Annotated in this window: 16 protein-coding genes; 7 read left to right on the forward strand and 9 right to left on the reverse strand. The window is 69.7% G+C overall.

Annotation, left to right across the window (positions count from 1 at the left end):
* Nucleotides 1–12: 12 nt before the first annotated feature.
* From ACUWEX_RS08890 to ACUWEX_RS08920, 7 genes are all read right to left on the reverse strand, one after another.
* Entirely contained in the window at nucleotides 13–1095 is a 1083-nt protein-coding gene (locus ACUWEX_RS08890) for a hypothetical protein (RefSeq protein WP_143785363.1), read from the reverse strand.
* Between the two features lie 109 nt (nucleotides 1096–1204).
* Nucleotides 1205–3832, reverse strand: coding sequence for a hypothetical protein (locus tag ACUWEX_RS08895; protein WP_445995996.1), 2628 nt, complete (start codon nucleotides 3830–3832; stop codon nucleotides 1205–1207).
* Between the two features lie 168 nt (nucleotides 3833–4000).
* Complete coding sequence (gene pstS / locus ACUWEX_RS08900; RefSeq protein WP_445995997.1) at nucleotides 4001–5653, reverse strand: phosphate ABC transporter substrate-binding protein PstS; 1653 nt, start codon at nucleotides 5651–5653, stop codon at nucleotides 4001–4003.
* Nucleotides 5650–7107 (reverse strand): phosphate ABC transporter permease PstA, encoded by a 1458-nt coding sequence (gene pstA, locus ACUWEX_RS08905; RefSeq protein WP_445995998.1) that lies wholly within the window; start codon nucleotides 7105–7107, stop codon nucleotides 5650–5652. Before pstA ends, pstS begins: the two co-directional genes overlap by 4 nt.
* A 2-nt stretch (nucleotides 7108–7109) precedes the next feature.
* Nucleotides 7110–8171 (reverse strand): phosphate ABC transporter permease subunit PstC, encoded by a 1062-nt coding sequence (gene pstC, locus ACUWEX_RS08910; protein WP_079727743.1) that lies wholly within the window; start codon nucleotides 8169–8171, stop codon nucleotides 7110–7112.
* Between the two features lie 142 nt (nucleotides 8172–8313).
* Nucleotides 8314–10221 carry a protein kinase domain-containing protein gene (locus ACUWEX_RS08915; protein ID WP_445995999.1) on the reverse strand — a complete coding sequence of 636 codons (1908 nt, stop codon included), beginning with the start codon at nucleotides 10219–10221 and terminating at the stop codon, nucleotides 8314–8316.
* A 2-nt stretch (nucleotides 10222–10223) separates the two neighbouring features.
* Nucleotides 10224–10820: a hypothetical protein gene (locus tag ACUWEX_RS08920; RefSeq protein ID WP_445996000.1), complete on the reverse strand. Its 597-nt coding sequence runs from the start codon at nucleotides 10818–10820 to the stop codon at nucleotides 10224–10226.
* 333 nt (nucleotides 10821–11153) lie between these two features.
* On the opposite strand from ACUWEX_RS08920, the gene ACUWEX_RS08925 reads away from it, so the two are divergent.
* Genes ACUWEX_RS08925 through ACUWEX_RS08935 form a run of 3 tightly spaced genes read left to right on the forward strand, consistent with a single transcriptional unit; the run spans nucleotide 11154 to nucleotide 13707 of the window.
* Nucleotides 11154–12185: a carbohydrate ABC transporter permease gene (locus ACUWEX_RS08925; RefSeq protein WP_445996001.1), complete on the forward strand. Its 1032-nt coding sequence runs from the start codon at nucleotides 11154–11156 to the stop codon at nucleotides 12183–12185.
* The gene (locus tag ACUWEX_RS08930) at nucleotides 12182–13177 is read left to right on the forward strand and encodes a carbohydrate ABC transporter permease (protein ID WP_407668758.1); all 996 of its coding nucleotides are present in this window, start codon (nucleotides 12182–12184) and stop codon (nucleotides 13175–13177) included. The genes ACUWEX_RS08925 and ACUWEX_RS08930 overlap by 4 nt, the downstream gene beginning before the upstream one ends.
* On the forward strand, nucleotides 13174–13707 hold the full coding sequence (locus ACUWEX_RS08935) for a metallophosphoesterase family protein (RefSeq protein ID WP_445996002.1): 534 nt from the start codon (nucleotides 13174–13176) through the stop codon (nucleotides 13705–13707). The genes ACUWEX_RS08930 and ACUWEX_RS08935 overlap by 4 nt, the downstream gene beginning before the upstream one ends.
* Here ACUWEX_RS08935 and ACUWEX_RS08940 read toward each other — a convergent pair.
* On the reverse strand, nucleotides 13682–13879 hold the full coding sequence (locus tag ACUWEX_RS08940) for a hypothetical protein (protein ID WP_143785367.1): 198 nt from the start codon (nucleotides 13877–13879) through the stop codon (nucleotides 13682–13684). The two genes, ACUWEX_RS08935 and ACUWEX_RS08940, sit on opposite strands and share 26 nt — an antisense overlap.
* A 71-nt stretch (nucleotides 13880–13950) precedes the next feature.
* Between ACUWEX_RS08940 and ACUWEX_RS08945 the strand changes: the two genes are divergently transcribed.
* From ACUWEX_RS08945 to ACUWEX_RS08960, 4 genes are all read left to right on the forward strand, one after another.
* On the forward strand, nucleotides 13951–15888 hold the full coding sequence (locus ACUWEX_RS08945; protein WP_445996003.1) for a LuxR C-terminal-related transcriptional regulator: 1938 nt from the start codon (nucleotides 13951–13953) through the stop codon (nucleotides 15886–15888).
* A gap of 153 nt (nucleotides 15889–16041) precedes the next feature.
* Nucleotides 16042–17712, forward strand: a complete 1671-nt coding sequence (locus ACUWEX_RS08950; RefSeq protein ID WP_445996004.1) for a glycosyl hydrolase family 18 protein — start codon at nucleotides 16042–16044, stop codon at nucleotides 17710–17712.
* A 191-nt stretch (nucleotides 17713–17903) separates the two neighbouring features.
* The gene (locus ACUWEX_RS08955) at nucleotides 17904–18575 is read left to right on the forward strand and encodes a GAP family protein (protein ID WP_445996005.1); all 672 of its coding nucleotides are present in this window, start codon (nucleotides 17904–17906) and stop codon (nucleotides 18573–18575) included.
* 46 nt (nucleotides 18576–18621) lie between these two features.
* The gene (locus tag ACUWEX_RS08960) at nucleotides 18622–19314 is read left to right on the forward strand and encodes a pyridoxine/pyridoxamine 5'-phosphate oxidase (protein WP_445996006.1); all 693 of its coding nucleotides are present in this window, start codon (nucleotides 18622–18624) and stop codon (nucleotides 19312–19314) included.
* Between the two features lie 79 nt (nucleotides 19315–19393).
* Here the strand turns inward: ACUWEX_RS08960 and ACUWEX_RS08965 are convergent, their stop codons facing one another.
* Nucleotides 19394–21010, reverse strand: coding sequence for an MDR family MFS transporter (locus tag ACUWEX_RS08965; protein WP_445996007.1), 1617 nt, complete (start codon nucleotides 21008–21010; stop codon nucleotides 19394–19396).
* Nucleotides 21011–21124 lie beyond the last annotated feature (114 nt).

The following is a 21124-nucleotide window of genomic DNA, read 5'->3' on the forward strand; positions in this document are numbered from 1 at the left end:
AGGTGGAGCGGGTTAGGAGAGGTTGGCGCGCAGGGGGACGGTGCTGGAGGGAGCGAGGAAACCGAACTTCTTCTTGACGGCACCCGAGGTGGCTGCGCCGGAGTTGAAGTTGGTGAGGCTCTTCGTCTTGGTGCTGTCGACGAGGGCCGCGAGGGCGGGGTCGTACTTGGGGTTGGTCGAGTCGATGCGGGCCTGCTCGACGACGACGTAGGTGTCGCGACCCCACGTGGTGTTGGCGTAGAACGGCGCGTTCGGGGCGATTGCGGCACCGGTGCCGGTGGTCGGTGCGACCGAGCCCTGCGTCGAACCGAGGACGGCGTTGCCGGTGCGGTTCTGGCCGGCACCCGACTTCTGGGCCACCCAGCTGGCGACCGAGAAGGGGATGATCTGGCCGTCGCCGGTCAGCACGGTGCCGTCGTTCTCGGCGAAACCGGGCTGCTGCACGCAGGAGCCGAGCGTCGGGTTGCCGATGGCGGTCAGGAAGAACTTGCGCGTGCCGGAGGCGGCCTGCGGAAGGACGGGCGTGACGGGCACGCCGCCGACCGACGTGACGGTGCACTCGTAGACCTGCTTGAGCGTCGCGGCGCTCAGCTGGTCGAGGCCCGCACCCTGGTAGGCGTAGGAGACGGCGTCGCGGCCGAACGGGATGTAGGCGAGGGCGCCGTTGTTGTTCGCCAGCGCGCCGGGGCCCGAGGAGGAACGGGCGATGTCGACCTGGCCGGGGATGGCGACGGCGGGCGTGGTGTTGCCCGAGACGCTGAAGTTTCCACCGTCGATGGAACGGCTGAGCGCCTTGACGCCGTCGCCGGAGCCGGCGGGACGAGCGAAGTAGGCTCCACCCGACTTGGCCTGGATGGCGGAGGAACCGAATGCGTCGAACGATCCGATGGTGTTGCCGTTGGCGGTCACGCGCACGTTGGAGCCCGTGATCGTGGTGCCGTTGGCGAGGGCGTTACCGGCATCCTGCAGGGTGTCCGAGCCGACCAGCACGTAGCTGTTCGACACCGGGTCGGCGTTGGCGGGTGTAGCGAGCGCGAGACCAGCGACGGCCACGCCCAGGGCTGCGCAAAGCGCAACAGCCTTCTTCGTCTTCACTGCGTTTCCTTTCGGGAGGGTTTTTCGACCGATGCTCGGAGAAGCAGGGCCGACTCGGCGTCGATTCCGCCGGCGGCGGGTTGTTCGACGGGGTCCAAGAGTGTGGGCCTCAGAAGCGGCGTCTGAGGCGGGAGAGGAGCGGCACCGCGAGGGCGGAGGCCAGCCCCGTGAGCACGCCGACGGGCACGGCGAAGCCGATCGAGCCGAGGGCGGGGTCGTCGGGCGTGATGGGGCCGCGGAGGTCGGCGGCCAGGTCGCCCGTGGCGGAGGGGTCGGTGCTCGCGGAGGCCGCATCGACCGAGCCGCCCGTCGAGCCGGTGTTGGCGAACGAGCCCGTGGGCGCGCCATCCCCGAGGCCCGAGCCGTCGAGGGTCGGGCTGCCGTCCGAACCGGCACCCGTCGGGGCCTCGGCGGGCGGCCACCCACCCGACTGGATGGCGGCGGCGGCGCGCACGGCCTGGTCCTGCCACCCGGCCGGGATGGGCGCGTAGCCAGCGGGCAGCGTTCCGTTGTCGGTGCCGGGGTTCTGCCCCGTGGTGGCGGCATAGCGAATGAACGCGGCGTAGTCGGCGCGCTGGGCCTCGTCGGCGATCGACGGGGAGGCGGCGGCGTAGACCGGCATGGCCAGCGGGTAGGCCGTCGGCGCACCCTTCGCCTGCTCGCCGGCGGGGTCGTATTCGTAGACCTGCGCCTGCGTGGCCGTCGGCGTCATGGCCGCGGCGGCGGCGGTCAGCGACTCGCTCGTGGGCGACACGAACTGGCCGGCGGGGTTCAGCAGGGAGGCCTGCACCACCTGGTACTTGGCGGCCGACGCCGTGTCGGTCAGCCCGAGCACACGCTGGTAGCCCGTGAGGTTGCGGATGCTCTTGCCGTACTTCGGCGGAGCGGACTGCGGGTCCCAGGCCCCGAGCGTCTGACCGTCGCCGCGGAGCGTGAGGTAGGCGCCCGTGTCGAGGTCGTTCGTGTAGGGCCGCCACGTGACGAGGTTGACCACGCCACCTGTGGTCGGCGATTCGGGCTGCTCGACGGGGTCGGCCTTCGGCGCGTCGTCGCGCGGGTAGCTGAGGCCCGTGCCCGTGGGGTTCTTCGTGCTGGAGGTCGAGCTGTAGGGGTTGACGACCATGCCGTAGGGGTCGGGGGTGCCGTCGAGGAAGGCCCGGGCGTCGGCATCCGCCATCACGTAACGCCACAGCTGGTAGAGGGCATCCGATCGGCCCTGGGGCACGAGCAGGTCGGAGAGCGACGGGCTGACGAGCGACTCGGATTTCCAGTCGGCGTCGTTGATCGCCAGGAAGTCGGGGTCGAACGTGAGGTTGCGGGCGTTCTTGCCGGGCTTCGCGGTGCTCTCGAAACCGAGGTGCTTCTTGTCGGCGAGGGTCGGCAGGGCGTCGAGGTAGGAGTTGGTGAGCAGCTTGGCGACGAGGCGCGGCGTGAGCTTCATGCTGTCGTAGGGCAGACCCGTCTTGGCCAGGATGGCGGGCGGCGTGGTGCCGTTGTCGACGGGCTGGCGGTCGATGGCGAACGACACCGAGACGCCGGCGAGGGCGACGGGCGCATAGGCGAGCGAATCCTCGACCTTCTCCCCGTCGGGGCCGGCCAGCGGGCGGGAGGTCAGGGCGAGGGCCGAAGCATCCGGTGACAGGCTGGCCGATTGCAGGGCGTCGGACTCGGTGCCCGCGCTCATCGTGTAGGTCGCGCCACTTTGCGCGCCGCAGAGGGTGGGCTGCCACGAGGCCACGGCGCCCGCGACGAGCTCCGAGCCCGAGAGCTGACGTTCGGCCTGGCCGAGCTCGCACGAGATGCCGAGGGGTTTGAAGTCCATGCGGAACGCGATGCGGTGCTTCCAGTTGTCGGCGAAGAGGCCCGATTTGGTGACGTGCTGTTCGCCGGCGTCGTGGGTTCCTCGCGGCACGACGACGAGCCAGCAGGCCTTGCCCTTCTTCGAGCCGTCGGCCTGCGCGACGGGGTTGCCGCAGCCCAGACCGGATGATTGCAGCGCGGTCTGCACCTCGAACTTGGCCGAGCCGTTGCCGCCGGAACCCGAGCCGGCCCACTTGACCTCGTTGGAGGTGTAGGGGCCGAAGAACTCGTTCTGGTTCACGTTGACGTCGACCTGTTTGCCGTCGACGATGCTCGACACGACCTTGCCGTCGACCGAGCGGAACGGGATCGACGAGTAGGCGGGGCGGAGGACGCCCTGGCCGGGAACCGTGTACTGCTTATCGGCCGCGTCGACGTTCTTGTCGTCCATGGCGTTGTCGCGCGTGGCACCCGGGGCGTTGAAGGCGCCGTACTGGCACGTCGTGCGGTCGGGCACCGGGATGCTCGACGCGGGGTCGTCGCCCCAGCACTGCATGATCTGCAAGAAGTTCTCGCCGCCCGTGTCGCCCGAGGGCACCGTGGACTGCTTGCCGCCGGTCCAGCTGACGGTCACGCCCTGCGCCACGAGCTCGTCGGTCTGCGAAACCGTGACCTTCAGGTCGGGGAACGGCGCGTTGGCGATGTCGATGTCCTGCTCGGCGGCCGCGATGGTGACGGGCCCCTTGGCGTCGGCGTGGGCGCTCGAGACGGGCGCGATGGTGTTCGACAGCAGCAGCACACCCGTGACCGCGAGGCCGACGACCGCTCCGAAACCGAGCGAACCTCGGGTGAACAGACCGGTGCGCGGGGATGTCTGAGCGGCGCTGTTGCGACGCAAGACGAGGCGCCGGGCGGCGGCTGAGCGGGTGTGTGTCACGGGGTGTACTCCAGATGCTGTGGCCAGAACGGGGCCGATGAGAACGAAATTATGGGCGGTTCGTGTCCGCCAGATGAACGCGTGCGGAACGAGCCATCTCCGCAGGCTGACGCTTGCCGCGGGTGCCTCCCCCGACCAGGGGGCACACCCGCGACAGCGTCGCGGGGCCTAGCGGGCGCGCTTCAACCGGCGCGACAGGAACGGGGGCAGAACGATGGCACCGAGCAGCAGGATGCCGGCGGCCAGCATGCCGTTCTGGGCCCACCCCCAGCCCTCGTCGGGCAGGTCGAACGCCGTGGCAACGGCCGAGCCGCCCGTGCCGCCGCCCGAAACCAGGGCACCGTTGGCGTCATAGACGGCTTCACCCGTCGAGCCACCCGCGGTTCCGGCATCCGTGCCGGCTCCCGCTCCCCCGTCGGTGGCCGCACCCGCGCCGCCCGCACCCGTGGTGCCGCCCTTGCCGCCCGTCGCCGAGCCGCCCGTGCCGCCACCGGTGGTCGCGGTGTCTTCCTTGGCGCCGGCCGTGCCCGTCGTGCACTGGTTCGGGCCCTGCTTGTCGCAGTCGGCCGGCTGGGCCGCCGTGGCCGCGAGCTGGTTGTTGCCCGGCGAGTCACCGGGCTTGAAGGTGGGGTTGTTGCACTTGTTGATGTCGACGCCCGAAGCATCCGCACCCGGGATGCGCTTGATCTGCTCGAAACCGGCGAGCACGAGGTTCATGGGCAGCGGCGAATAGCCGAGCGCCGAGGCCTGCTGTTGGCCCTCGCAGAGCATGTAGTTCGCGAACGCGCCGAGCGTCTTGCCCTTCTCGACGGTGACCGAGTTGGTGGTGGCCGTCGGCACGATCATGTAGGAGTAGCTCGAGAGCGGGTAGGTGCGCTTGTCGCCGTTGTTGTAGACGCCGTCGAGGATCTGCGTGAGGTAATCGGCCGAACCCTGATTGGTGTTGATCTGCGCCTGCAGGAGCGCGACCGCGACCGAGGATGCCGTGGGCTCGACGTAGTAGCCGGCCTTGTTCAGCACCTTGGCGACCGGGAAGCCGGACTTCATCGCGTAGGAGTACTCGACGTAGGTGATGGCGCCCTCGCCGTAGCCCTGCTTGACGAAGCCCGAGACGCCGAGCGAACCGTTCTGGCCCTTGGCGTTGCCCGTGACGGGGTACTGCGACGTGAGGCCGCAGGGCGTCGTGCGACCGGCGACCTTGCAGAAGGCATCCCAGAGGCCCGGGTACTGCTTCGACATCCAGAGCGTGAACTGGGCGGTCGAGCCGGAGCCGTCGGAACGCACCACGGGGATGATTTTCTTGTCGGGCATGGCGAGGCCCGGGTTGTCCTGCGCGATCTGCGGGTCGTTCCAGTTGGTGATGACGCCCGTGAAGATCTTGGTGACGGTCTCGCCGCCGAGGCGCAGGTTGGTGACCTTCTTGCCCGCGATCTTGAGGTTGTACATGAAGGATGTTCCGCCGGCCACGATGGGCATGTAGGCGAACCCGGTCGTGGGCTTCTCGGGGGCCGAGCCGTCCTCGGGCTTCGATTGGAACGGGATCTCGGAGACCGCGTAGTCGACGCGCTGGTTGATGAAGTCCTGGCGGCCGGCCGACGAGCCGACGCCCGAGTAGTTGATGGTCATGCTGTAGTTCGAGGCCACGTTCTTGCGCCACTGGTCGAGGGCGTTCTGCGACCACGTCGACCCCGAACCCGTGATGGGCGTCCAGGAGGCGGCGAGAGCCGGGGCGGCGCCCTGCCCGCCGATCAGCCCGATGAGGAGGAAGGCGGCGACGAGGCCGGCGACGAGAATGCGGATGGTGCGGGTGAAGCGCGTCACAGCGACGACTCCTTCTGCTCGGGGTTCTGCTCGGGGTTCTGCTCGGGGTTCGGCTCGGAGTCGAGCTCGGGGTTCTGCGGGGCGGCGGCCGGGGTGGCCGCCGGGAAGTTCGGGTTGACGAACGTGCGGGGCGCGTGGGCGCGCTCGTGCGTCGCGGCATCCTCGGTGTCGTCGGCCATTTCGGGCACGAACGTGTACACGGGAGACGACGCGCGCTGCTCGATCTCGCGGTCGGCCATCTGGTGGGCCATGCGCTGCGTGTCGCGCACCGAGGCCGCGGCCGCCGCGCGTCGCTGCCGGTCGGTCAAGACGCCCGGCCCGCGACCGCCGATGATGCGGGCCACGAAGAACAGCGCCAGCACGAGCACGATGAGCACGGCCGCCGTGCCGAAGCCACGCGCGATCATGTTGGGCTCGGGCGAACGCACGAAGTCGAACACCTGCAGCGGCAGCGAGATCATCGGGCCCTCGAAGGGGTTCGTGTTCATGACGGCCGTGACGCCCGACGTCAGCAGCACGGGCGAGGTCTCGCCGATGCCGCGGGCGGTGCCGAGGATGACGGCCGTGACGAGTCCGGACTTCGCGGTCGGCAGCACGACGTGCCAGATGGTGCGCACGCGCGACGCGCCAAGAGCGTAGGACGCCTCACGGAGGTTGCCCGCGACGAGGCGCAGCACGACATCCGAGGCGCGGATGACGATGGGCAGCATCATGACGGTGATGGCGAGCGACGCGGCGAAACCCGAGCGCTGGTGCGTGATCAGGGTGATGATGGCGGCATAGACGAAGAGGCCCGCGACGATCGAGGGCAGGGCCGTCATGGCGTCGGCGATGGTGCGCACGAACCGGGCGAACGGCCCGCCGACCTCGTTGAGGAACACGGCCGTGGTCACGCCGAGCGGCACCGTGATGGCCAGCGCGATGCTGATCTGGATGAGCGTGCCGACGATGGCGTGGATGATGCCACCCATGCTCAGCGGATCGAGCGGCCCGGCGAGCTCCATGGTCTGCGTGAAGAAGTTGAGGTGGGGCAGGGCCTCGCTGCCGCGCGCCAGCGTGTAGACGGCGATGAACACCAGCACCGCGAAGAGCGTGATGCCCGCGCTGTAGAGCAGCGTGGTCATGACGCGGTCGCGCACCTGCTGGCGGTCGGCGCGCAGCGAGACGAGCAGGGCGTAGAGGCCGATGAAGGCGAGGAACGCGACGACGCCCCAGCCGATCGCACCCGTCATGGGCGTGAACCAGCCGAAGAGCAGGCTCGCGATGGCCCCGCCCGCGAGGAGCGAGCCCAGCAGGTTGAACTTGTCGTCGATGGTGGACTGGCGGATGCGGCGGCGCTCGCCGATCTCGACACCCGTGGCATCGGGGATGAACGTGCGGGCGGGCGCGACGACCGGGTCGCGGCCCTCGTCGTCGGCTGCGACATCCGAGGGTCTGGTCAGAAGATCGCTCACGATCAGCTCGTCTCTGCGCCGGAGCGCGACCGGGCGACGATCGACGACGCCGTGAAGTTGATGACGAGCGTGATGAGGAACAGCACGAGACCCGCAGCCATGAGTGCCGACAGTCCGAACTCGCTCGACTCGCCGTAGCGCAGGGCGATGAGGGCCGACACCGAGTTGGTGCCCGTCTTCAACACCTCCCAGTTGATGGTGAACACCGGGGAGATGATCATGTACACCGCGATCGTTTCGCCGAGCGCGCGGCCGAGGCCGAGCATCGTGCCACCGATCATGCCGCCCCGCCCGAAGGGCAGGACGACGGCCTTGATCATCCCCCAGCGGGTGGAACCGAGCGCGAATGCACCTTCGCGCTCCCCCGGCGGTGCCTGCGAGAAAGCTTCACGCATCACCGACGTCTGAGTGGGCACCACCATGAACGCCACCACGATGCCGGCGATGAACGCCGAACCCGTGAACGCGGCCGGTTCGGTGAGAGTGGTGCCCGACGCGTCATCCACGCGGAAGATCGGGATGAACGCGAGGTAGGTCGAGATCCACTGCGAGACCGGGATGATCGCGGCCTGCAAGAAAAAGGCGCCCCACAGCCCGAAGACGACACTCGGCACGGCGGCCATCAGGTCGACCATCGTGACGAGGAACTGGCGCACCTTGGGCGGCACGATCTCGGAGATCAGCAGGGCGGTTCCGAGTGCGAGCGGCACCGAGATGACCATGGCCACGAGCGCGATCGAGAACGTGCCGAAGAGGATGGCCGCCATGCCGAACTTCTGCGTCTCGGGCGACCAGGCCTGCTCGACGAGGAACGACGGGCCCGCCACGCGCAGGGCGTCGCCGGCGCGCACGGCCAGGAAGAGGCCCACGAGCAGCATGATGCCGACGGTCGTGGCGCCGGCCGAGTAGCCGACGATGCGGAGCGCCTGGTCGGGGCCGGAGAGGGCCGTGGCGAGGGAGCGGCGGCCGGACGCCTTGCTGGGCGTGCCGGCCACCAGCACGTCGGTGCGGGCGTCGGCCAGCAGCACCTCTTCGATGGTGACGAAGTCGTCGTCTCGTTTCATGAGCACTTTCGGTGGGGGGTGTTCGGTGTTCCGGCATCGCGCCGCATGCACACGATCCGGTCGTTCGGTGAACGGCGGGCGTCGCAGAGGTGAAGGAGCCATTGCCCCGAGACGAGGAACAGGCGCGTGAGGCCCGGAAACATCAGCCTCGTCCCCCGCTTTGGGGTGGTGCCTGGGCGCCGGATGTCGGAGCCGTCGTGGCGGGCGGGTTCGCCGGCTTGGGGGTGCCCGGGTTGGCGGGGGTCGTCGGGGACGTGCCCGGTTGGGTGCCGGGCTGTGTGCCCGCCCCTGGCACGCTGTGACCCACGATGAGGCGGATGACCGAGCCCGTCGTCTCGCGCATCCCCTCGCCCGGCGACGCCTCGAGCACGATGTCGGCCTGCGCGGGCGAAGTGACGGCGCGGCTGTCGAGGCGCACGGCGAAACCCGCGGCCTGCAACGCCTGCACGGCGGCCTGCGAGGTGAGGCCCGTGACGGGCGGCACGGCGTTCGATCCGGAGGCGACGACGAGGTCGATGGCCGTTCCCTCGGGCACGGCCGCACCCGACGGCGATCCCGACGAGAGCACAGCGTCGGCGGCGAGCGGCGAATCCTGCCGCGAGATCGCTCCGGGAAGAAGCCCGGCGGCCGTCAGCAGGCGTTCGGCGGCGGCCAGCGAGACCCCGGCCAGTTCGGGGACGGTCGCGGTGGCGGCGGGCGCCGGGGCAGACAGATCGGATGGCAGGGGCGCGGGTGTCGACGCACTCGGCGCGGGTGCGGGGGCTGCCGTGGCGCTCGGGGCCGGCGTCTCCCCCGCCTCCGAGGACGAGGGCGCCCCGGTTGCCGCGCCCACCCAGATCGCGGTGACGGTGGCGAGCACCACGAGACCGGCCACCCACGGCCAGAGCGGGCGGCCCGTGTCGTCGGGTTCGGCCGCCGCTGTCGGGGCGTCGAGGGGTCGGGCGGGCGTTCGGAAGGCGGTCGTCGTGGCAGCGGCGCCGGCGACCGCGCCGCCGAGACCAGCCGCCGAGCCCGGCAATCGCTTCGTGACCGAGGAATCCGCTGCACCCGGTGCACTTCGTGCACTCTGTGCACTCTGTGCACCCGGTGCGCCCGCCCAGCCGCGCCGCACGCGGATGCGCTCGAGGGCCTCGGCGAAAGCCTCCGCACTCTGCCACCGGTCGTCGGGGTGTTTGGCCAGGCCGCGCACGACGACGCGGTCGACCTCGCCGGGGATGCGGGAGTTCTCAGCCGACGGCACGGGCGGGAGCGCCTCCCGATGGGCCGCCATGGTGCGTTCGGGGGTGGGCCTGACGTAGGGGGCGTGTCCGAGGAGGGCGAAGAAGAGCACGGCCGACAGCTGGTAGACGTCACCGCGTTCGTCGACGGGGGCGGCGATGGATTGTTCGGGCGAGACGTACTCGGCGTTGCCCAGGACGCCGTGCGGGGCATCCGGGTCGGCGCTGGAGCGCAGCACGTCGCTGCCGGTCGAGGGTCTGCCCGGTGCGTCGGCGAGGCCGAAGTCGATCAGGCTCACGTCGAGCGTGCCGTCGGCGCGGCGGTGCACGAGCACGTTGGCGGGCGAGATGTCGCGGTGCACGAGTCCGGCGGCGTGCACGGCGGCCGTGGCGCGGGCGAGGTCGGCGGCGAGCGCCAACGCGTCGGGCACCGTGAGGGGCCCGTCGTCGTTCACCGTCTCGGCGAGTGAGCGTCCCTCACGGAAGGGGAAGGCGATCCAGGCGCGCTCCTCGTCGTCCGACCGGTGCACGCCCGTGGCGATGGCCGACACCACTCCCGGGTGGCTGAGCCCCTCGGTCGCGCGGGCCTCGGCGAAGAACGCCTCCCTCAGCGCCTCGTCGGCCGACAAGCGCGGGTGCAGCACCTTGAGCGCTACGCGGGGTGCGGGGTTCGGTGACGCAGCGCCGCCGTTCTCCGTGCGGCTGGCCTGGTCGGTGCCGGCCTGGTCGGTGCTGGCCTGGTCTGTGCCGGCCTGGTCGGTCGCGGCATACACGGATGCCGAGCCGCCCGTTCCGAGCAACTCCCCCAGCTTCCAGCGCCCCGACAGCAACACGACTAGGCAGATCCGACGAGGGCGGCCGCGGCGGAGCCGGGTGAGCGCGCGATCGCGGCCGTGGCGATGAGCTGCACGGCGGCGGCCGCCGATTCGCTGTTGGCGGCCGCTCCCCCGTACCACCGGCCGCAGGTCAGCACGACGACCCCGCGGGACGCGGCCACCCAGCCGCGCATGCCGGGACGCGGGCCGAGCACGAGCGTCACGTCGAGGTCATCGGCGGTGTTCTGCAGCTGCACCGCGTGACGTTCGGCGTCGGCGATGGTGCGATAGAGGTGGGCGCTGCGGGCAAGCTCGCGGTTGTTGGGGGCGAGGAGGCGCCAGACGACCGCGGGTTCGGCGAGCGCGCGGGCGGCCTTCGTCCGGGCGTCGGCCTGACTGCGGGCGTCGAGCGGGGCGCGGGCGTCGAGCTGCGCACGGGTGTCGGGCTGCGACATCCCCCGCGCAGTCGTCGTGCCGAGCGACTCGGGGGCGTCGCCGGAACGCGGGGCCCGAGCATCCACGCCGTCGAGTTCTGATTGGAACCTCGACCAGGCAGCGAGCATGGGGTCCGTGCGTGCGGCGAACGACGTGAATACGATGCGAGCGCCTGGCGCCATGACTCCCCCGGGGCGAGTGGGAACGAACGAGAATCCGGGCGTCGGGCGCGCGGTGGATGACCGGCCGGAGCGGCTGCGCTTCGGCCCGTGTTCGCACTCTCGGGCTCACAGGTTGCGCATAGACGACCGAAAGGTGAAGGCGACGTGTCCGGAATATGAGCGGTCGTGCGGCCGTGTCACCCGTTCGGGAGCGGGCGTGTCCCCCGTTGGGGAGCAACAGTGTAGATCGTCTTCCCGCGAGAATCACTCCCTTGTCGGGGAGATGAAGCGCTTCTACATTCGGTGGAACGGCATTGGCGCCCGTGCGCCGCCACAGCACACCCAGGAGAACCCATGACGGTCGTCACACCGAAGACCAACCCGACCGGCGACGATCCGACCGGCCCGGATGGTGAGAGCACCTCGCCGAGCACCCCCGGTCGCCCCGGCGGACGCCGCACGGCCAAGAAACCGAAACCACATCGCGATCGCTACGACCGGCGCGAAGCCCTCTCGGGTTACCTGTTCATCGCCCCCTGGGTGATCGGCTTCCTCATCTTCACGGTCGGCGCCATGGCCTACAGCCTGGTCATCTCGTTCAGCCGCTACAACCTGGCGGCCAACACCTCCACGCCCGTGGGCTTCGCGAACTACCAGGCCCTCTTCTCCGACCCCAAGGTGGGTGTCTCGCTCGCCAACACGCTCTTCTACGCCGTCATGGCGGTTCCGCTCGAGATCGCCTTCGCGCTCGTGCTCGCCCTGCTGCTCGACAAGGTCGGCCGGGGCGCGGGGTTCTTCCGCACCCTCTACTACCTGCCCAAGATGACGCCCACCGTGGCGACGGCCGCCGTGTTCCTCCTCCTGCTGAACGGCAACACGGGAGCGATCAACCAGTTCCTCGGCATCTTCGGCATCGAGGGGCCGCAGTGGCTCATCGACCCCGCCTGGGTCAAGCCGTCGATCGTGATCATGACGCTGTGGGGCGTGGCCGGAACCATGGTCATCTTCCTCGCGGCGCTGAAGAACGTGCCGCGCGAACTCTATGAGGTGGCCTCGCTCGACGGCGCCGGCCCCATCCGCACGTTCTTCCGCATCACGGTGCCCATGATCTCGGGCGCCATCTTCTTCAACGTGATCGTGCTGACGATTGCCGCGTTCCAGGTCTTCGACCAGGCGTATCTGCTGTTCTGGCGCGACCAGTCGAGCTCGTCGCCCGAATCGTCGCTCTTCTACGCCGTCTATCTGTTCCAGCAGGCGTTCCGTCAGTTCAACTTCGGGTTCGCCGCCGCCATGGCCTGGCTGCTGTTCGTCATCATCCTGCTCATCACGCTCGTGCAGGTGAAATTCGGCAACCGATTCGTCTATTACGAGGGAGATGACCGCTGATGAGCGTCACCCAGCCCAGTTCGGATGCCGCCAAGCTCGCCGCCGGTGCGCTCGCCGATCCCGCACTCGCCCAGAACGCCGGGCCCGAGACATCCCGAAACGACCGTCATCGTCGCCGCCCTCGCCTGACCGGCCCTCGCCGCAGCGGCCCGCAGACCCTCGTCGGCCGCCTGCTGCTCGGAGCCGTGCTCGTCATCTTCGCGCTGCTGTTCCTCTACCCGTTCGTGTGGCTTCTGGCAGCCAGCCTCAAGCCGCGCGGCGAGGTCTTCGACAACGCGCTCATTCCCAAAACCCTCACGTTCGACAACTACGCCGAGGTGTGGAACCAGCTGCCGCTGCTCAACTGGCTCGGCAACTCGCTCATCATCGCGCTGCTCGCCGCGGGCCTGGTCGCCCTCTCGAGCTCGGTCGTGGCGTTCGGTTTCGCCTATTTCCGCTTTCCGGGCCGCGGCCTGCTCTTCGGCCTGGTGCTCGCCACCATGATGCTGCCGGGCGCCGTCACGATGATCCCCCAGTACCTCATCTGGAAGGAGCTCGGCCTCATCGGCACGTGGGTGCCGCTCTTCGGCATGAACCTGTTCGGGTCGGCGTTCTACATCTTCCTGCAGCGGCAGTTCTACTTGGGCCTGCCGCGTGAGCTGTTCGAGGCCGCCCGGCTCGACGGGGCGTCGAATTGGCAGCTGTTCACACGCATCGCCATGCCCCTCAGCATCCCGTCGTTCATCATCGTGTTCATCTTCGAGTTCCAGGCGTCGTGGAACAATCTGCAGGCCGCGCTCATCTACCTCAACGCGGGCTCGGTCGAGCAGTTCACGGCACCCCTCGGGCTCGCCTATGCCATGACCAAGTACTCGCCGACGAACGGCGGCCAGGGCGACTACCAATACGTGATGGTTGCGGCTCTGCTCATCACTCTGCCGATGCTCATCATCTTCTCGTTCGGGCAGCGCTACTTCGTCGAGGGCATCGCCACGCAGGGGCGCAAGGGATGACGCGCCACACGCTCCTGCTCATCAGCGACACGCATATTCCGGCCCGGGCCCCGCGGTTGCCGCGCGCCGTCGTCGAGGCGATCGCCGAGGTCGACCTCGTCGTGCACGCCGGCGACTGGGTGGATGTCGCAACCCTCGACGTGCTCGAACACCTCTCGCCGCGCTTTGTCGGCGTGTATGGCAACAACGACCACGGCGAGCTGCGCGAACGGTTGCCCGAGGTGGCGCGCTTCGAGCTCGACGAGCTTCAATTCGCGGTCATCCACGAGACGGGGGCGGCGACGGGGCGCGAGAAGCGAGCGGATGTCGCGTTCCCCGATGTCGATGTGCTCATCTTCGGGCACAGCCATATCCCCTGGGACTCCGTGTCGCCGCGCGGCATGCGGCTGTTGAACCCCGGGTCGCCCACCGATCGTCGTCGGCAGCCGCGGTGCACCCTGATGATTGTGACCGTCGAGGACGGGGTGCTCAGCGAGGTCGAGGTGCGCACTGTCGAGCGGGATTTCAGCGCCGAGGTGACCGCGCGCTGATCGCCGCACCCCGAGGGCAGTCGCCGGTGCCCTCGCCGCCACCGTTGCCGTAGTCGTAGCCGTAGCCGTAGCCGTAGCCGGCGCCGGCGCTCACGCCATCGCTGTGCGGGCTCGTGACGTCGAACGCGCCGGATGTTTCGTTTGCAACACGCTTCCCCCGAATGGGTGACACGGGTTTGTAAGGATGGGTAACATACCGGGAACGGTGGCGGGCACCGGGTTCACGACACGATCGGGGCTCAGATGGCGAGCGATGCCGAAACGGCCTGGGTGCGGTCCTGTGTGCGATATGCGCTCGGTGACGATGCCTCGGATGACGGCGACGCAATCTGGCCACTTCTCACACCCGCGCAACGCGCCGGCCACGCGCCCCTCCCCGACCCCCTGCCCGCGGCACACACCCTGATCGACCGCCTGGCGCCCCGTCTCGACAACCTCCCGCCCGCCCACCGCCGGGCCCTGCTCATCGCCGGCGTCGCGATCGTGGACCGGACAGGCGTGCTCGCCGCGGCCAGCGGACTGACGCTCGACGAACTCGTCGACGGAACCCTCGACGGCCTGATCTCGTTCGTCTCCCGCCGCTACCGTCTGAGCGATCCTCGAGTGCGGATCGTGGTCCACGCCACCGCGACCGTCGCAGAACGCACCGACGCCCACACGCGACTCTCGGCGGCGCTCGCCGGCTCCTCCCCGCACGAGGCCGCCTGGCATCGCTCCCTCGCCGCCCTCGGCGGGCTGCCCGACGTCGTCCCCCGCCTGCTGGGCCTCAGCCGCCAGGCCCTGCGCCGCGGCGACAGCGTCTTCGCCTACCGCGTCGCCCGCGAGGCCGCCAGCCAATCCGAACCCGGACGCCTGCGCACCGTCGCGCAGCTGCGGGCCGGGCTCTCCGCTCTGCACTCGGGGCACGCCCGCGAGGCGCGCGAGTGGCTGGGCGCGGTTCTGCGGTCGGGCGACGTCATGCTCGAGGCATCCGCGCTCGCCGCCTTCGTCTTCTCGGTCGCCGCGGCCGATGGACACGTGCCGCACGCCGACCTCGACCGCCTCGAGGCGCGCTGGAGGGCCGACGCTGATCGTGGACGCACGCCGGGTTTTGGCCGCGGCATCGTGCTCGGACTCGCCACGGCTGCCGCCCTGCACGCCGAACGCGGGGATGCGGCGGCGGCCCGGGCCTTCGGCGAGCGCGCCCGCGAGCTGGCCGACGACATGAGCGCAGTGGATGCGGCGAGCGCCGCCCCGGCCAACGACATTGTCGCGGGCGTCTGCGTCTGGCTGGCTGCGTGCGGTGTGGTCGCCGCGGACGAGGCTGCCTGGTCCGCATCCGCGACGGGGTCGGCAGACCCGACGGTCGCGGCGGGCATCTCGCTGGTCGACGCGTTCGCGGCGCTGCTGAATCGGGGTGCCGCGGGCGCTCGGGATGCGTCGCACGCGCTCGCCGACAGCATCCTGTCTCTGTCACCGCTCGACCGAGAAGCGGGCCGGGACGGGGGCACCCGCGGCAGCGCCACCCCGCTCGTCGAGGCGCACCTGCGGGTCGCCCACTGGATCGTCGAGCAGGCCGGGACCGGGCAGGCCGGCACCGAGCGGGCCGTCATCGGCCAGGCGGGCATCGGGCAAGCGGGCATCGGGCACACCGGCCCCGAAAACACCGGCATCGGGAACACCGTCGATGCACCCGGCCCGAGCATTCCGCGGCGTCGCGGTCCGGTCTCCGACCCGGGTGACCCCCTTCTGTCGCGACTCCCGCTCCACCTGCCCTTCGGCGGCACGTTCGTGCGCGAGGCCGACGCTTCACCCGTGACTCGGGAGTTCCATACCGGCGACCGGGCGACTGAAAGGGGCGGGGCGCCTGAGAGGGGCCGGGCGCCTAAAAGGGGCGGGGAGTCTGAGAGCGCTCGGGCGCTCGAGGAACTCGACGAGACCGCGCACCCGCTCGCCCCCGTGCAGCGCCTCTTCCCGGACGACGAACCCGCCTGGCTCGCCGCCCTCACGGCGCGCGAGGCCGAGGTGGCCCGGCTCGTCGTCGGCGGCGCCAGCAACCGCGAGATCGCCGGGCGCATGCACCTCTCGGTACGCACGGTCGAGGTACACCTCGGCCGCGTCTTCCAGAAACTCGACGTGCACTCGCGCACCCAGCTCAGTTTGCTCGTGCACCGGGGCGGCTACGTAGAAACCCGTAGCTGAGGCATCCGCTCGATCTCGGTTAGTGACGAGTGTGCGGGAATCCCTCATGTGCCCCGTGCCCGCGCCCACCTATCGTCATCTCAACCCGGGCGGATGCGCGGCCGAACCCCAGCGCATCCACCCCTCATCCCGCAACCTGAAAAGGGTTTACCGATGACACCTCGACGTTCCACCCTGAAACGCGTGCTCGGGGCGGTGGGGGCGCTCGCCTCCGGCCTCCTCGTCACCTCGACGCTGTTCGCGCTGCCGGCACCGCCCGCCGCCGAAGCCGCCACCACGAACGGCACCATCAACGGATACCGCAACGTCGGCTATTTCGCCCAGTGGGGCGTGTACGGCCGCGACTTCAAGCTCAAGGCGCTGCAAGACTCGGGCGCCGCCGGCAACCTCACCGCGATCAACTACTCGTTCGGCAACATCGACGTCAACAACCTCACCTGCTTCATCGCCAATAAGGCGCAGGGCACCGGCCCCAACGGTTCGGATGGCGCGGGCGACGCCTACGCCGACTTCGGCATGGGTTACACGGCACAGAACTCGGTGGCCGGCGTGGCCGACACGTGGGACCAGCCGCTCGCCGGTTCGTTCAACCAGCTCAAACAGCTGAAGGCCAAGAACCCGGGGCTCAAACCCATCATCTCGCTCGGCGGGTGGACCTGGTCGAAGAACTTCTCGCGCGCCGCCGCCACGCAGGCGTCCAGGCAGAAGCTCGTGTCCTCGTGCATCGACCTCTACATCAAGGGCAACCTGCCGCTCATCGACGGGCGCGGAGGCCCGGGGGCTGCGGCGGGCGTCTTCGACGGCATCGACATCGACTGGGAGTGGCCGGGAACGTACAGCGGCCTCGAGGGCAACGGTGTCGACACCGTCAACGACGCCAACAACTTCCGGTTGCTGCTGAAAGAATTCCGCACCCAGCTGGATGCCTACGGCTCGACCACCGGCAAGCACTACACGTTGAGCGCCTTCCTGCCCGCCAATCCGGCCGACATCACGGCGGGCGGATGGAACAACCCCGAGAACTTCACCTACCTCGACTACGGCAACATCCAGGGCTATGACCTGTGGGGCGCCTGGGACCCGACACTCACGGGCCACCAGGGCAACCTCTACGACGACCCCGCCGACCCTCGACCGGCCGCGCAGCGCTACAGCGTGGACAAGGCCGTGAAGGCCTACACGTCGAAGGGCATCAAACCCGCTCAGCTGGGTCTCGGCCTCGCCACCTACGGCCGCGGCTGGCAGGGCGTGCCCTCGGGCAAGCCGTGGAGCCCCGCGACGGGTGCGGCCCCCGGAACCTACGAGGCCGGCAACGAGGACTACGACAAGCTGAAGAACCTCGGCACCGACCACTACGACGCCACCATCGGCGCCGCGTGGCGATCCGACGGCAACCAGTGGTGGAGCTACGACAACCCGCAGACCGTGAAGCTCAAGGCCGACTACATCGTCAAGAACAAGCTCGGCGGCGGCATGTGGTGGGAGTTGTCGGGCAACCGCGACGGCACGCTCATCCAGACGCTCACGACCGCGCTGCGCCAGGCGGTCGCCGGGCCCGTCGGAGGCACGACACCGACGAATCCCCCGGTGACGCCGACGCCGACTCCCACGCCGACGCCGAGCCCCACGGTCCCGCCGACCGCGACGCCCACGCCGACCCCCACCCCGACGACGCCGCCCGCAACCGACGCGTGGGATGCCGCGAAGGTCTACGTCGCCGGCAACCGCGTCACCTACAAGGGTGTGCGCTACGAGGCCAAGTGGTGGACGCAGAACAACATCCCCGGCACCGAGGAATGGGGTCCCTGGAAGGTGATCTCCTAACCGTCGCTCACAGCGACACCGACCGAGGATGCTGCCCGACACGCCGTCGGGCAGCATCCTCGTTTCCCGTCCCATCCGCGGCGTTCCGGGCCTGCACCCGGCCGACCGAGATTCGATCTAGTGCGCGCGCTCGCACAGCGACATACTGGTGCACAACACGTCAGGTCCAACCCGGCCCCGAGGGGATATCCATGGCATCTGTCATCGGCGAGATACTGCCACTGGCGCTCGGCATCGCCATCAGCCCGGTGCCGATCATCGCCGCGATCCTCATGTTGCTGTCGCCGAAGGCGCGCACCACGAGCGTCGGCTTTTTCCTCGGCTGGGTTCTCGGCGTCGTCATCGCCGTCATCGCGTTCACGTTGCTCTCCTCGCTCCTGCCCGAGAGCGACGACGATGCCTCGAAGCCGATCGCCGGCGTGATCAAGATCGTCCTCGGCCTGCTGCTCCTGCTGCTCGCACTCAAACAATGGCGCTCGCGGCCGACGGGTGACGGCGAGCCTCCCCTTCCGAAGTGGATGTCCGCCATCGACTCGATGACGCCCGTGCGCGGGCTGCTGCTCGGCTTCGCGCTCTCGGCGCTCAACCCCAAGAACCTGCTCATGAGCGTGGGGGCGGGTGTCACCATCGGCGGCGCAACCCTCGGCGCGGGAGACACGACCGTCGCGATCATCATCTTCACCGTGATCGCGGCCTGCACGGTCGCGGTGCCGGTCATCGGCTACCTGGTCGCCTCCAGCCGCATGGCCGGCCCGCTCGAGAAACTGCGCGCCTGGCTCGTGCACAACAACTCGACCGTCATGGCCGTGCTGCTGCTCGTCATCGGCGTTGTGATGGTGGGCAAGGGCATCTCGTCGTTCTGATCCGCCAGTCCTGGGGTCCGCCGAGCAGGTGTGGCAGGGTGAGGTCATGACGACTTCGGACAGCTCCGACATCCGCTCGATTCTCGGCCGCGCGACCGTTTTCGGCGCGACGCCGCCCCCCTTCGATCCCGATGCCGCGCCCGCCGATCCCCTCGCGCTCTTCGCCGAGTGGCTCGCGGATGCCGTGGACGCCGGTGTCGCCGACCCCAACGCCATGACGCTGTCGACCGTGGATGCCGAGGGCTCCCCCGACGCTCGCGTCCTCATCCTGCGCGACGCCACACCCGAGGGATGGTCGTTCGGAACGAGCTCGTCGAGCCCCAAGGGTCAGCAGCTGGCCGCCGCCGGCCGCGCCGCGCTCACGTTCTACTGGCCGGCCCGCGGACGGCAGGTGCGCGTGCGGGGGCCGATTGTCGAGGGTTCGGCCGAGGAGAACGCGCAGAGCTTCCTGTCGCGGGGCACGGGCGGCCGCGCCGAATCATTCCTCGGGCGCCAGAGCGACGTGATCGACGACCCCGACGAGCCGCGCCGCGCCCTCGACGAGGTGCGGCAGCGCATCGAGGAAGACCCCGACCTGGTCTCGCCCACCTGGACGATCTACAAGGTCGTGCCCGAGACGATCGAATTCTGGCAGGCGTCGCGGGACCGCTCGCACCTGCGCCTGCGCTATCGTTCGGCGAGCGAGACGGCCGGCACAACCGGCGCCCACGCGTTCCACACGGAGCGGCTCTGGCCCTGAGGCGCTCTGGCTCACGTCCGCGCAACGAGAAGGGGGCCACCGCCGTTCTGGCGATGACCCCCTTCTCGTGACTGGTCGCTTAGTGCATGACCGGCTTGTCGTCACCGATCACGTCGGCGGGCTTGCGCACGAAGAACGCGGCGGCGACGGCGAACAGCGAGATGATCGCGCCCGTGAGGAACGCGGCACGCGCTCCGCCGGCCCCGGCGACGACCTCGGAGGCCCCGGCGGTCGACAGCGCGATGGTCTGCGCCGTCATCATGCCGATGAAGAGCACCGTTCCGGCGCCACCGGCGAGCTGCTGCACCGTGCCGACGATCGCGCTGGCGTGCGAGTAGAGCTGCGGACGCACCGAGCCGAGCGCCGACGTGAGCAGCGGTGTGAAGAGGAATGCCAGGCCGATGCTCAACGCGATGTGCGCGCTCAGGATGAGGAAGAACGGCGTGCTCTCGGTGGCCATGCTGAGCCCCCAGAACACGAGGCTGACGAGCGCCGAAGCCGGCACGATGAGCGGCGTCGGGCCGAACTTGTCGTACAGGCGACCGACGAACGGGCTCGCGATACCCATCACGAGGCCACCGGGCAGGAGCAGCAGACCGGTCTCGAGCGGCTCGAGCTGCAGAACGCTCTGCAGGTAGATGGGCAGCACGATGATGCTGCCGAACATCGCCATCATGCTGACGGCCATGAGGATGATCGAGATGGTGAAGTTCTTCGAGCGGAACGTGCGCAGGTCGAGCAGCGCGTCATCCTTCTTCTGCAGCGCGATCTGGCGCCAGATGAAGAGGCCGAGCGCCACGATGCCGACGACGAGCGGCAGCCACGACGGCATGGCGCTGGCGGAACCGCCCTCTGCGGCCTCGGCGTTGGCACCCTCGCCGAGGGCGTTGAGGCCGTAGACGAGCCCACCGAACGCGAAGGCCGACAGGACGACCGAGAGCACGTCGAGGGGCATCTTGCGCGGGGTGGTCACGTTCTTGATGAGCAGCGAACCGATGATGAGGGCGGCGACGGCGATGGGCAGCACGATGATGAACATCCACCGCCAGCTGAGCGTGTTGAGGATGATGCCCGAGATCGTGGGACCGACGGCGGGGGCCACCGAGATGACGATCGAGATGTTGCCCATCATGCGGCCGCGCGACGCGGGCGGCACGATGGTCATGACGGTGGTCATGAGCAGCGGCATCATGATCGCCGTGCCCGTGGCCTGCACGATGCGGCCGGCGAGCAAGATCTCGAAGCCGGGGGCCATGGCGGCGATGAGCGTGCCGATGCTGAAGAGCGTCATGGCGGCGATGAAGACGGGCCGCGTGTTGAAGCGCTGCAGCAGGAAGCCGGTGATCGGGATGACGACGGCCATGGTGAGCATGAACCCGGTCGTGAGCCACTGGCCGGTCGAGACGGGGATGCCGAGGTCGCGGTCGAGCGTCGGCAGCGCGACGCCCATGATGGTCTCGTTCAGGATGACGACGAAGGCCGAGACGATGAGCACGCCGATGACCACGCGGTTGCGGGCCTGGGTGGCGGCATCGTCGGTGTTCGACGAGCGGGAGGCCGAGGCGCGGGCGGCGTCGGTGGGGCCGGCGGGGGCCGGTGCCGAACCGGCCTGGCCGGCGGTGAGATCAGGGGCGCTCGAGGCGGGGCCGTTTTCGGGCGTCGCGCCGCTCTCGGACGAGAGTGTGCGTTCGGTCATGTGTGTTTTCCTGTCAACGGCGTGTCACGGAGTGTTCACGGTGAGGGGTGGGCCGCGTCACGCGGCTCGGGAAGCCGGCGTGGGCGCAGCTTCGCGGAGAATCGAACGTCGTTC

It is taken from the genome of Okibacterium fritillariae, from assembly GCF_052783725.1.

Excerpts from the sequence above, each read along its gene's own strand:
- ACUWEX_RS08955 (WP_445996005.1), top strand. The coding sequence starts at position 17,904 with ATGGCATCTGTCATCGGCGAGATACTGCCACTGGCGCTCGGCATCGCC.
- ACUWEX_RS08960 (WP_445996006.1), top strand. The coding sequence starts at position 18,622 with ATGACGACTTCGGACAGCTCCGACATCCGCTCGATTCTCGGCCGCGCG.
- ACUWEX_RS08950 (WP_445996004.1), top strand. The coding sequence starts at position 16,042 with ATGACACCTCGACGTTCCACCCTGAAACGCGTGCTCGGGGCGGTGGGG.
- pstC (WP_079727743.1), bottom strand. The coding sequence starts at position 8,171 with ATGAAACGAGACGACGACTTCGTCACCATCGAAGAGGTGCTGCTGGCC.
- ACUWEX_RS08935 (WP_445996002.1), top strand. The coding sequence starts at position 13,174 with ATGACGCGCCACACGCTCCTGCTCATCAGCGACACGCATATTCCGGCC.
- ACUWEX_RS08965 (WP_445996007.1), bottom strand. The coding sequence starts at position 21,010 with ATGACCGAACGCACACTCTCGTCCGAGAGCGGCGCGACGCCCGAAAAC.
- ACUWEX_RS08945 (WP_445996003.1), top strand. The coding sequence starts at position 13,951 with ATGGCGAGCGATGCCGAAACGGCCTGGGTGCGGTCCTGTGTGCGATAT.
- ACUWEX_RS08925 (WP_445996001.1), top strand. The coding sequence starts at position 11,154 with ATGACGGTCGTCACACCGAAGACCAACCCGACCGGCGACGATCCGACC.
- ACUWEX_RS08920 (WP_445996000.1), bottom strand. The coding sequence starts at position 10,820 with ATGGCGCCAGGCGCTCGCATCGTATTCACGTCGTTCGCCGCACGCACG.